Here is a 13,302-nt window from a genome sequence, read left to right as displayed (position 1 = left end):
AAATTCCCTTTGCTTTACTGGTACGGGCTGCATGTTCATGGTCGTCCCTGACGTGCGGCAGCGCGCAGTTGTGCGCTAAAGCCCTTGGCAGGTCGGTGTTCCGGCTTGGCTTCCAGGTGCGAGGGGTTGCGCACCATGTCTTGCGGGTCTACGGCGAACAACGACGGATCGGCCAGCAGGCCATCGGCGTTCAGGTCGACACGGCCTTGGCGGCCAAGCACCCAGGCGAGGTCCTGCTCGCTGTTCAGCCGGCTGCTACGCACAGCCTGGGCAACGAACTGCCCCGGTACCAGCCCAAGGCCGGCACCGAGCGATTCGGCGCGCTGCGGCAATGGCTGGGCCAGCCACAGGTTGCTGCCGTCAGTGGCCCAGCTGGAAAGCTCGCGCAGCTGGGCTTCACGCTCTATCACCGGGGTAATGAAGATGGCGGGCTGCGGGGTGGGCAGCGAAGGCGGAATGTAGGTGGTATCTGTGGGGCGCTCGAAGAAGTCGCCGCCCGGGGCGGGAATGAACGGCGCGCTGATGTTCAGGTTGATCACCAACTGGGCCTGGTCGGTGGCTCCATTGCGGTCACTCAGGGTGTAGGTGAAGAAGTCCTGCAGCACCTGGCCCAGGCCGGCAGCGGCGAGTACCTCGGGGTTGCTCAGGTCGAGGGTGTAGGTGTAGCTGCCATCGGCGTTGATGATCAGTGTGCCGTAACGCCCGCTCAACGGTTGGCCCAGGGCACCGGTGGTGCCGCTTGCACTTTCGGCGCCGCTGCGGATGCCCGTTACCTGCAGCACTTCGTTGCCGTCGACATCGCTGTCGTTGGGCAGCACATTGCCGGTGGTCTGTGCCGGCTGGGTCTGGTCGTTGACCGATGCGCTGTCGTCGCGGGCCACCGGGTTGTCGTTGGCGCCTTGAATCACCACGGTCAGGCGCGCCTGCGCCGTGGCGCCCTGGGTGTCGCGCATCAGGTAGGTGAAGCTTTCGCTAAGGGTTTCGCCCGCCGTGCGCAGGGCCTGGACGGTAGGGTTGTCGTTGTCGATCAGGTAGGTGTAGCTGCCATCGGCGTTGAGCAGCAACTGGCCGTAGCGGCCGACCAGGGTCTGGCCGGCGAGGGCGGACTGGCCGCTTTCGTTGCCGACACTCAGCACCTGGCGGGTCTCGCCATTGGCGATGCTGTCGACGTCGCTGTCGTTGAGCAGCACATTGCCGCTGGCATTCTGGCCCGGCGTGCCGTTGGCCACGCCGCCAGCTTCGACGGCAACCGCGCTGTCATCGCGAGCCACCGGGGTGTCGTTGCGACCGTCCACGGTGATCACCAGTTCGGCGTTGGCGCTGGCACCCCAGACGTCCACCAAGGTGTAGGTGAAGACATCGGTCAGGGTCTGCCCGCTGATGCGCAGGGCCTCGACCTCGGGCAGGGAATTGTCCAGCACGTAGCTCCAGCTGCCATCGGCATTCAGCGTCAGGTCGCCGTACAGCCCGCGCAACACGGTGCCGGGCACCACCGCCGTACCGGTGCCGGCCAGGCCCCCGGTGCGGATGGTCGATACGTGCAAGGTATCGCCTTCAATATCCCTGTCGTTGTCGATGACATTGCCTCTGGGGTTGACCCCGGCGTCGCCATTGTTCACTCCGCCGGCCTCGACTGCGGTTGCGCTGTCGCCCACCGCCACCGGTGGTTCATTGCGCCCGCGAATCAGAATGGTCAACTGGGCCAGGTCGTTGAGGTTGCCGTTGTCGGTCACCTGGTAGGTGAAGTGTTCCTCCAGGAACTGCAACGGGGTCAGCGAGCGCACCGCAATATTGGTGGAATCGACAAAGTAGGTGTAGCTGCCATCGGCACCGATGATCAGGGTGCCGTACAGGCCATTGAGCAGGGTGCCGTTGCTGTTGTCGGTATCGGCGGGCACGTTGCTGGCCACCGGCCCGGCGCTTTCGGCACCGATGCGGATACCGGTGACGTGCTTGCTGTCGCCGGCATCGACGTCACTGTCGTTGTCCAGCACATTGCGGCTGGGGTTGACCGCATTGCCCATGCCGTTGTCCGCCACGGCGACGGCAATATCGTCGCGCGCCACCGGCGCATCCCAGGCGCCACGCACGGTCACGGTCAGCTGCGCGTTGTCGCTGGCGCCGGCGCGGTCACGCATTCGGTAGGTAAAGGTTTCCACCAGCGACTCGCCCGGCTTCAGGGCCTGCACCATGGCCAGGTTGTTGTCGACCACGTAGCTGTAGCTGCCGTTGGCGCCGACTGTAAGGGTGCCATACAGCCCCGTGAGGCTCAGATTGCCGCTCACCGTGGTAAACGTGCCGCCAGCCGCTTCGTTGCCGGTACGGATGCCGGTCAGGGTCTTGCTGTCGTTGGCATCGACATCTTTGTCATTGGCCAGCAGATTGGCGCTGGGATTGAGACCCAGGGTGCCATTGAAGGTGCCGCCGGCTTCGACGGCAAGCGCCGTGTCATCGACCGCGACCGGGGCATCGTTGCTGCCGTGAATGGTGATGGTCAGCACCGCGGAACTGGTAGCCCCGGCCAGGTCGCGCAAGCTGTAGGTGAAGCGCTCGAGCAGGGTGTCGTTTGCCGTGAGCAGGGCCTGGACCACCGGGTTGCTGTTGTCCAGCACGTAGCTGTAGTTGCCGTTGGCATTGAGCACCAGGCTGCCATAGAGGCCTTGCAGTGTGCCCCCCGGCAGGGCCGCGACGTTGCCTTGCCTGAAGCCGGTGACGCTGAGGGTTTCGCCAAAGCGGTCGACATCGATGTCGTTGGCCAGCACGTTGCCCGTCGGGTTGCTGCCTAGCGTGGTGTTGGCCACGCCACCTGCCTCGACGGCGGTAGCGCTGTCGTTTTGCCCGACCGGGGTGTCGTTGGCGCCCTGGATGTCGATGGTCAGGTTGGCGGAGGCCTGGGCACCGGCGGCGTCGATGACGTTGTAGCTGAACAGGTCCTGGAGGCTGTTACCCACCCGCAGAGCCTGGACATCCGCCAGGCTGTTGTCCAGCCGGTAGGTGTAGCTGCCGTCGGCATTCAGGGTCAACCAACCATAGGTGCCGCGCAGTTCACTGCCCAGGGTGCCAGGAGTACCGGCACCCGTGCTTACCGAGGCCACGGCGCGGGTTTCGCCATAGTCGTGGTTGGGCAGGTCACCGGGCACTTCGCCGCCATCGACGTCCCTGTCGTTGTCCAGCACGTTGCCACTCGGGTCCTGGCCGGGGGTGGTGTTGTTCAGGCCACCCGCTTCAATGGCGAGATTGCTGTCGTTCACCGCCACCGGGGTGTCGTTCTGCCCGCGGATCAACACGAAAATCTCGCCATCATCGGTTTCCGGCGTTGCCCCGACACCGTCGGAAATGGTGTAGGTGAAGCGTTCTAGCAACAGGTCGGAACTGCGCCGCAGGGCCTGGACGTCGGCATTGTCGTTGTCGACGACATAGCTGTAGGTGCCATCGGGGAACAACGTAAGCGTGCCGTACTGGCCAACAATTACCGTGCCGCCGGCTGTGACCGCGATACTGCTACCGCCATCATTGGGGCTACCGGTACGTATGCCGACCACAGTGATCGGGTCGCCATCCGGGTCGAAGGCATTGACCGTTACATCGCCCGTCGGGTTGACCCCAGGGGCGAGGTTGTCTACACCACCGGCTTCGGTGGCGATGGCGACCACAATTTGCGCCACGGGAGGGGCATTGACCCCATGCACGGTGATTACCAGTTGGGCGATGTCGGTCAAGCCCTTGGTGTCGGTGACTTCATAGCTGAACACCTCGGTCAGGGTGGTACCTGCCGGCAGCGCCTGAACGGTCGTATTGTTGCTGTCAACGTTGTAGAGGAAGGAGCCGTCGGCGCCGATGGTCAGCGTGCCATAGAGCCCGATCACCACGGTGCCGTTGTTCGACGTGGTACCACCGGCAACGCTGCTGAGCACATCGGTGAGTGGGTTGTAGCTGGCCTCGGGCTTGTTGATTACCCCGGTGACCAGCAGTTGGCTGCTGGGCTGGTCGGCTGCGTCGACGTCCTGGTCGATGCCATTGCCACCGGGCTGGTTGATGGTGCCGGGGCGGCTGGGGAACAGGATGACGTTGCCCGATCGGTTGCTTTCCACGGCACTGCCGTTGGTCGAGGCGGCCTGGGCTTCAGCCACGTCGTCGCTGGCTACCGGGTTGTCGTTGGCGCCTTGAATGACCATGCGCAGTTGTGCAACGTCGTCCAGCCCGCCCAGGTCGGTGACCCGGTAGCTGAAGAACTCCACCAGTTGGTCCCCGGCGCTGAGCCGCTGCACCGCGGCGTTGTTGTTGTCGAGCACATAGGTGTAGCCGCCATTGGAATTCAGTGTCAGGGTGCCGTACAAACCGAGCACCATGGCGCTGCTCCCGGCTGGCACGGTCACGAAGGCCCCCACTTGCCCCTCGGCCACTGGGCGTACACCGCTGACCCGCAACACTTCGCCGTTGGCGGCGCTGTCGACATCGGTGTCGTTGCCCAGCACATTGCCAGCGCCATTGCTGCCGGGGGTGGCATTGAACTTGCCGCCGGCCTCGATGGCGACACCGTCATCGTCGACGCCGACCGGCGTGTCATTGGCGCCCTGGATGGTCACGGTCAAGGTCGCGCTGGCTGTGGCACCGGCCTTGTCGGCCATGATGTAGCTGAATTGCTCGACCAGCGTCTGCCCGGCCAGGCGCAGCGCCTGCACCTGCGGGTTGTTGTTGTCGATGATGTACTGATACAGGCCATTGCCAGCCACCACCAGACGGCCATACAGCCCTTGAATCGAGGTTACCCCCTGGGGTGGCACGTTGACGGCCGTACCGTTGAGCCCTGGCGCCACCGACACCATGTGCAGCACATCACCATTGGTGGCGATATCGACATCAGTGTCGTTGCTCAGCAGGTTGGCGCGTGGGTTGATCCCCGGCATGTTGTTGTTGGTACCACCGGCCTCAAGTGCGGTGATGAAGTCGTCATTGGCGATAGGCGTGTCGTTGACCGCCTCCAGCACGATCTGCAGCGAATCGGTGTCCTGCTTGGCATCTGCAGGGTTCTGCCCGGGAGTGCCATCGCCGTCGCCGTCACCAAAATTGCCCTGGTCGTTGCTGACGACCGTGAGGGTATCAATGCCGTTGAAGTCGGTATTGCCCAGGTATTGCAGGCTCGCCAGTGCCGCATTGATGTCGGCCAGGGTGCCGGTGATTTCCAGCCTGGCGGTGTTCTGCCCATTGATCCCGAGCCCGACGGGCACGTTGAGCAGGCTCAAAGTGCCGTGCTGGACGCTGAGAGTGACCTGCAGCGTGCGCCCGGCAGGGTCCGGGTTGCGGTTGGCGTCCACATCGGCAACGCTGATGCCGCCGATGGCCAATGGCACATCTTCGGAGCCTGCCTGGTTGCCGGGCAGGGTGTTGACCGGGGCATCGTTCTGCTCGACATAGCCGGCATCGGCCTGCGCGCTGGCCGCATCGGCCAGGGTCACTTCGATCTGGCCCAGGGTGAGGCCGTCGCTGTCGATACGCACACGCAGGTCGCCCAGCGGTTGCGGGTAGCTGATCAGCCCGGCAGGGGTGTCGATGCGGAACACGCCGCCAGGCAATACCCCGAACCGGTATTGCCCGTTGGCATCGGTGACGGTGCTGAATTGCAGGTTGTCGGCGCTGGTGTCGAGCCGGCCATCGGCACCGGCCCAGGTCAGGATCACGGTTTGCCCGGCCAGCCCCGGGCCATCCGGGGTGGTGCTGGTGGTGGCGCTGGCGGTGTCATTCCACAAGGTGCCGGCAATCACCCCAAGCCCGGCCGTGTCGCGCAGGATGTACTGGTTGGGGCCGACCGTGCTGCCGGTGCGCTCGCCGTCAATCGCGCCATCGACACCGACCGCAGAGCCGCCGAACTGGGTGAAGTCCTCGGGCAGGCTGCTCCAGGTGAGGGTGGCGTTGGTGCTGGCGATGGTCACGCTGTTCGGCAGGGTGACCTGGTAGACGACGCGGACCTGAGCGCCGACATCCAGTTGATCGAAGTTGACCTGCAAACCGCTGGCGGTGCTGAAACTGATGCCCAAAGGCAGGTTTGCGGCCGTGAAGCTCTGGCCGTTGATGGTAATGCTGACCAGGCTGTAATTGCTGCCGTTGGCGAAGCCGTCGCTCAGTTGGGTATCGAATGCCGGTAGGCCGCCGTTCTGCGTGAAGTCGACCGCGACCGTGGCCGTACCGCTGGTGCCGGCAGGGTTGGGGTCGAAGGTAATGATGTGCTTGTCCATGCCGGTGAAGCTTGGCTCGACGATCTTTTCCACCAGCACTTCGCTGCTGGCGCGGCCATTGCCGTTGACGATCTCCAGGGCGCTGACATTGAGCAATGCGCCGGCGCTGTTGGAGGTCTGGTTGGCCACGCGCACGTTGAATTCCAGCGAAATGCCTTCAAGGTCCGAATCGCTGCCGTTGCCATTGACCACGTTGCCCATGTCGAAGGTCACGGTCTGGCTGCCATTGCTATTGATCACCACGGTAACCCGTGACGGGTCGAAGATCCCGGTGGGTGCCGGGCCCGACAGATCGGGGGTTATCGGCTGGGCTTCGGGGCTGTCCTCGTTGCCGTTGATGTCCAGCGTGCCGCCAACGATCAGGTTGGCATCGCTGACCAGCCCGCCATTGGAGATGAACGCGATGCGCAGGGCGTTGGACAGCGCATCCGGGCTGATGAATTCCAGGCCGTTGGCCAGGGTGATCTGGATGCGGTAGTTGGGGTTGTTGCCTTCGGGCACCAGCACCACCACGCGATAGCGGATCACCTCGCCGATGCTCACCGTTTCCTGTATCGCCGTGGTCGGGTTGGGCGCGCTGGTGTCGGGCAGGCCGCCGACACGCGAAAGGATTATGGCCTGGGCGACGTCGAACACCAGTACCGAGGTGGTGCGGTAGTCGTTGAGCACGCCGCTGTTGAGCAGGCCGTCGACGCCGGTGCGCTCACCGGGGTTGGCGCCGTCCAGGCTGCTCCATTGCACGCTGGCCTGGCTGATGAAGTCGGCGTGCATGGCGGCCGAGGCGTTGACCACGCCTGTCAGGGTCAGCACGATGCTGCCGCCCTTGGCGATATCGATATTGGCGCCTGTGGCAGTGCGCAGCACCCCGTTGACGATTTCGAAGCCAACCCCGCCGTTGTTGGTCGCGCCGCCCTGGTAGAGCACGCCACTCAGGGTCACGTTATCCAGCTCGGTGGGCAGGGTGTCGAGCAGGCTGATGTCGAACGCGCTGAAGTCGTTGTTGCTGGTGCCGTTCCTGATGGTAATGGTGAAGGTGACGTTGATCCCTTCATCCAGGCCATTGGGTGGAATGGTCGAAGTGATGGCCTGGGTCACTTGCAGGGTGGGTTCACGCACGGTGACGATTGGCTGGCCGCCGCTCAAGGTGACGGTACGGTCCACGGCGATGGCGCCGTTGGCGGTGTCGCCATCCGGGTCGCTGTACACCAGTTGCGCGTTGTTCTGCAGAACCTTGCCGGCCTGGTTGCCGATGACGTTGCTAGCCACCAGTTGCAGGCGGATGACGAAGCTGTTGTTGCCGACGATGTTGTCCGCTGCCGCCGTGGCGCTGGCAAAGGTCAGGCGAGCGCCTACGCCGTCGTTGCCCAGGGTGCCGCCAATGCCATTGGCCGCACTGACCACCACGTTGCCGACAAAATCCGCCGCCAGCGCGCCGCTGCCAGTGCGGGTGAGGATGATCAGGTAGCCCTGGTTGCCGTTGAACGCGGTGTTCAGGCGCAACCCTGCGGGTATCAGGTCGTCGATGCGCAGGCTCAGGGTGCCGCCCTCGGGCAGGGTGACGACGATGTCATAGAGCATGCTTTCGCCGACCACCAGGTCACTGCCCGTGGTGTGCGTGGCACTTGAGTCGCTGTCGTCCAGGCTGCCGCCGGCGTATTTCTTGACCACCACGGGCGCTGCGACCTGTTGCCCGGCGACGTCGCTGAGGTCGACCGGGGTGAAGTCGGTGCCGCCGTTGACGCTGGCATAGTTGGTCAAGGTGGCCGTGGTTTGCAGCGTACGGCTGGCCTCGATGCTGGCGCTGACCTGCACGTCGTAGCTGATGATCACGATATTTGCGCCGCTGGTGTCGCTTGTCGTGCCCGCACGCCCGGCGAGCAAGGTGGCCTGGCCACCGGCATCGAGGAAGGTGATCTGGTTGCCGCTGACGCTGTAGTCGATGCCGGCCACCAACTGGGTGCCGTCACCGCGGTAGATCAGCAGGTTGGCGTTGGCCAGCGAGCCGTTGACGAAGGACAAGCCGGCCGCCAGCGTCACCTGCGTGGTGACATCGAAGGCGCCGCCACCACCGCTGTTCTCCAGGGCGGAGACCAGGCGCAGGCGGTCGGCGCCGTCGATGCCGCTGACGTTGCCATCGACATCGCTCAACTGGGTGATGCTGCCATTGAACGGCGCACCGCTGCTGCCCGGCGGGTTCCAACTGCCTGAAGTACCGGTCACCGTGCCGTTGCTGCCCGATACCACGCCATGAATGATCGCCAGGCTTGGCTCGGCAATCGACACGATGGGGGCGACGTCCGTGGACACCAGGGTGCGGTCGGTGAGGGTGGTTTGCTGGGTGGATTGGGCCAGCACATCCAGCGAACGCTGGTCGGCGAACGGCTGGTCGCCCACCCGTACAGTGAACTGCACGACGATCCGACTGCCGGAGGTGATCGACGTGGCAAAGCTGCCGAAGTCGAACACGATGGCGTTGCCGGCGGCGCTGGTCACGCTGAGCACGCCGCCCAGGTTGGAATTGCCGCCACCCAGTTGCCACTGGCCGGCGGCATCGCCGGAGCCCCAGGTAATGCCGCTGACATTGAACAGCGGCAAGGGCAGGTAGGCCGTGAGCTTGAACTGCTCGTAGTCGCCAGTGACCAGGTCGTAGCTCAGCTGGAAGGTCACCAGGTCGCCCGGGCGCAGTTCGCCATTGCTTGGCGGCGCGCCGTTGTTCACCTCGACCAGGCTGATATCGATGTTGTTGGTGGGGATGGTGCTGGTGGTTGAGGAGCCATCGCTCTGGGACTGCCCGGTGAGGTTGAACAGGTCGAGCAGCACCGTGCCTTCGACTGTTGCCGCGTTGCCCAGGTCGTCGCCTTCGTTGATTTCACCGTGGGGGGCGCCGGCCGGTGGCGTATAGCGCTGGCCGACCAGGGCGCCGTAACTGATCACGGCGGTAACGGCGCCTTCCAGGTTGTTGTCAAAAGCCAGGTCGCCGTTGAGCCAGCCGCGAATGCTGGACAGCCCGGCGCGCAGCGATTCGGCAATATCGAAGACCATCGAAGTGGTGCCGTCAGCATTCACCGTAGTGCTGGTCTGCAAGGCGATGGTGCGTGCCACGCCATTGAGGGTGACGGTCAGGGTTGGCGTGCCGCTGAGGGTCTGGCCGTCGCTGAGTTGATCACGAATGACCAATTGGCCCTCACCGAAGAAGTCCTTGCCGAAGGCGAAGTAGTCGGAAATCGCGACGTTGAGGGTGTAGTTCAGGGTGTCACCGGGGGTGATGCCGGTTTGCCCGATGTCGGTCTGCAAGGTCACCTGCTTGAGCAGGGTGATCGACTTGGCGATGAAGCTGGTACCGGTGCCAGTGCCGGAGAACTCGATATTCGTTGCTGGTGCAGTCACATCCCGTGGGTCAAGCGGCACCCAGCGGCCGGCGGCCGTTGGTGGGCCGAAGACGATGGTGGTAGGCGCGCCAGTGGTCGGGTCGAGCACCTGGTCACCATCGGCGTCAGCGTCTGGCACGTAGAAGCTCACCACGGTGTCCGTGGCGGCGGTCAAAGCGCTGTATTCGACGGTAAACGAGGTGATGAAGGCGTCATCGGCCGCGATCAGTACGGCAATCGCCGCAGGGTCGGTGACCACCGTGCCGTCGTGCAGGGTAATCGAGGTCAGCGTCCCGCCGGGGCCAGGGGTGATGGCAGTGACCTGGATATTGTCCGGCAACGGCTGGGTGACCACGACATTGGTCAGCGTCTGCCCCGGTGCGGGGGTGGCGGTGAGTGTCAGGGTGCGGCCGAAATTCGGGCCGGTGGCAGTTTCGCCCTCGGGGGTGTTGATGGTTTCGCGGGTGCTGATCACCGTGGGGTGCACCACGAACCCGGCAGAGCCGGCTTGCAGCAGGCTTGGGTCGTTGGTGGGGTTGTTCAGGGCGTCGTTGCCCAGTTCGAAGCCGCCGGCGGCACGGATGGTCAGGTCTGGCGAGCCGGTGGAGAAGCTGGTATCGGCCAGGTTGCTCAGGCTGGCGGTGACTTGCACGGTAATCGGTGGCTGGTCGGCCGAGAAGCTGGCGAAGGGCAAGCTGATGACCACCATGCTGTCGCCGGCGCGCAGGCCGTAGGTGGCGGCATTGAGGGTGATGAAGTTGCCGCTGGCGTCCTTGGCGATAGGGCTTTGCGCATTGCCGTTGGCGTCAAAGGTCACCACGCTGCTGCTCAGCGTACGGCCCAGGTAACTGGCAGAGATGAAATTGACGCCGTCATCCCCGTCCTTGCCGGTGCTGGGCAGGAACAGGGTGATGTAGGGGGCATAGCCGACCTGGCTGGAGCCGTTGGTGAAGGTCACATCGAAGCTGAACTGGTCGCCCAGCAGCACATCCTGGCCGCCGCTGCCGATGGTGACCGAGGGCGCGGCATCGGCCAGCAGGCCATGGAAGTCGGAGAGCGCCACGGCGCTCAGGGCGATGCTCTTGTCGATATCGCCGGCATGGGTTTCCAGGCGCCAGTCGCCGCCGGCGTCCTGGCTGCCGGTGGCATTGCTGGAGGCGCCGACATCGGCGCCGGTCCAGCGGGCCAGTTCGCTGACCAGGGTGTTCCCGGCGCTGCCGGCGCCGACATCGCAGCCATATAGCTGGATATCGGCGCCTTCGCTGAGGTTGCCGCGCCACTGCTGCAGGGTGCCTGCCAGTTGATCAACGTTGTCGCTGCTGACGGTGCGGTTGCCCAGGGTGAACTGGCCGGCGGCGCCGTGGGAGATCACCTGGATCGAGTCCACCTTGCCCAGTTGGGCAAGGGCAGCGGAAATCGCGGCGAGGCCGTCTTCGCTGCTGTTGACCACAATGGCTGTAACGTTGCCGGGCAACTGGGCCAGGAGTTGATCGCGTTGTTCCACGCGGCTGTCGATCACCAGCAGTGCACGGGCGGCGGACGGCGCGGGCGTGAGAGTAGGGGCGGGTGCGGCTTCGACAGGGGAGGTGTGCGCGGTGGTGTCTTTGCCGGCGGGCTGATCGGCGTTTTGATGCTGGTCGGCGGCGGCCGTGGCGGCAGCACCGTCGAACAGGATGCGCGGTTCGAGGGCCAGGGTCTGAGCTCTTGGCCGCAGGTGGCTACCGGCGATGGGTTTTCCAGGAAAAGCCATGAGAAGTCCCTCTTGAGTAGCCTGACACCTGCCTGACAAACAGAGCGCACTGTTCCAATGTAGGTTCTTTTCGCGGACTTGCCACTGTCACTCAGCCCTTGGCCACAGGCTTTACAGCCACATTGCGACGCGCTCGACTATGCTCCCTCCTGCCTGCGCCGTTAACCTGCCCAGCGAGTGTCCGGATCATGATCGACTTCGTCTTGAATGCCTTGCGTAACTCGCCTGAAATCGCGGTGTTCCTGGCGATTGCCCTGGGCGTCCTGGTGGGCCGTATCCGCCTGGGCAGCTTCCACCTGGGCTCGGTGGCCGGGGCCTTGCTGATGGGCTTGCTGATAGGGCAGATCGGCCTGGAAGTACCCTCGGTGCTGAAGTCGGTATTCTTTGCCATGTTCATTTACGCCGTGGGCTTCAAGAGCGGGCCGGAGTTTTTCGGCAGCCTGAACCGCGGCACGCTCAAACTGGTGATCCTGTCGGTGGTGCTGTGTTTAACGGCGCTGGGCAGCATCCTGATGATGTATGCCGTGTACGACTTCGATGCAGGCTTTACCGCCGGGCTTGGGGCGGGGGCGATGACCGACACGGCGATCATGGGCACGGCCAGCAGTGCCATCAATCACCTGCCGTTGGATGCAGCGGCCAAGGCCCAGCTCAACAGCCACATGGCCATCGCCTATGCCATCACCTACCTGTTCGGCACTATCGGCTTGATCGTGTTTGTCGGCAGCGTTGCCCCGAAGCTGCTGGGTGTCGACCTGAAGGCCAGTGCCCGCGAGCTGGAGCAGTCGTTGGGCATCAACAAGGACGAAGACGGCATCAGCATTGCCTACACGCGCATCGTGGTTCGCGCCTACAGCGTTCAGGCGGGCGGGCCGGCAGATGGCAGCCTGATTGCTGACCTCGAACAGTTGCACCCCAGGTTGAGCGTCGAGCGGGTGGTGCGTAACGGTGAGGTACTTGAACGCGACACCGGGTTGACGTTGATGGCGGGCGATATCGTCGGTATTTATGCCTTGCGGGAGGCTGTCAGTGCGCTGCCTGAGTGGATCGGCACTGAAATCGACCATCCGCAGGTGTTGTCCTTCCCTACGGTTACGCTGGACATCGTGTTGACCTCGGCGGAGCTGGCCGGCAAGACCATCCACGAAATCAGGACACGCTTGTTGGGTAGTGGGCGCATGGGCTGTTTCCTCAATACCATCACGCGCCAGGGGTATGAGCTGCCGCTGTTGCCCAATACCGTATTGCGTCGGGGGGATGTGATTTCGCTGACCGGGCGTACGGCCAGTGTCGAAGCGCTGGCAGCGCGGATCGGACGGGTGCGCAAGAGCGACTATCGCAGTGATATCGCCGTGCATACCCTGGGGATGGTGCTTGGCTCGCTGCTGGGACTGCTGTCTACCCATATCGGCATGATCCCAGTCGAGCTTGGGGTTGGGGGAGGGGTGCTGGTAGTCAGCCTGGTGATTGGCTGGGTCAATTCACGCAAACCGGAGTTTGGCGCGTTGCCGCCGGCGGCGCAGTGGGCGTTTTCCGAGTTCGGGTTGACTGCGTTTGGTGCGGTCGTCGGGCTGTTGGCCGGGCCGGCGGCATTGGCGGCGATGCAGGAACATGGGGTGTCGCTGTTGCTCAGTGGGGTCGTGGTGACGCTGTTGCCGCCTCTGGTCAGCCTGTATTTCGGGCGCTACGTGCTGAGGCTGCACCCGATGATCCTGTTTGGTGCGCTGGCTGGGGCGCAGACCGAGGCGGCATCGATGAACAAGATCATCGAGCAGTCCGGCAGTAACACGCCAGTGATCGGGTTTACGGTGTGTTATGCGATTTCCAATGTGCTGTTGGCGGTGTGTGGGCCGATTATTGTTTCTGTGGTGGCGGGGTGATGGGGATTTTAGGTTGTGGGTTTATTTTGTTGATTTTGTTCGACTTTAGGACCCCTTCCGCCCTTACGGCG

At 64.0% G+C, this 13,302-nt stretch carries 2 protein-coding genes; one reads left to right on the top strand and one right to left on the bottom strand.

Features of this window, described 5'->3' with window-relative positions:
• Positions 1 to 35: 35 nt before the first annotated feature.
• Positions 36 to 11,351, bottom strand: a complete 11,316-nt coding sequence (locus M5G11_RS18280) for a VCBS domain-containing protein (protein ID WP_273912645.1) — start codon at positions 11,349 to 11,351, stop codon at positions 36 to 38.
• 188 nt (positions 11,352 to 11,539) lie between these two features.
• Between M5G11_RS18280 and aspT the strand changes: the two genes are divergently transcribed.
• Entirely contained in the window at positions 11,540 to 13,231 is a 1,692-nt protein-coding gene (aspT, locus tag M5G11_RS18275) for an aspartate-alanine antiporter (protein WP_273912644.1), read from the top strand.
• Positions 13,232 to 13,302: the final 71 nt, after the last annotated feature.

This window comes from Pseudomonas fontis (genome assembly GCF_028656955.1).
Taxonomy (GTDB): domain Bacteria; phylum Pseudomonadota; class Gammaproteobacteria; order Pseudomonadales; family Pseudomonadaceae; genus Aquipseudomonas; species Aquipseudomonas fontis.
The sequence above is the reverse complement of the archived record's forward strand: the minus strand, read 5'-3'. Positions and strand labels throughout refer to the sequence as shown.

Excerpts from the sequence above, each read along its gene's own strand:
- M5G11_RS18280 (WP_273912645.1), bottom strand. The coding sequence starts at position 11,351 with ATGGCTTTTCCTGGAAAACCCATCGCCGGTAGCCACCTGCGGCCAAGA.
- aspT (WP_273912644.1), top strand. The coding sequence starts at position 11,540 with ATGATCGACTTCGTCTTGAATGCCTTGCGTAACTCGCCTGAAATCGCG.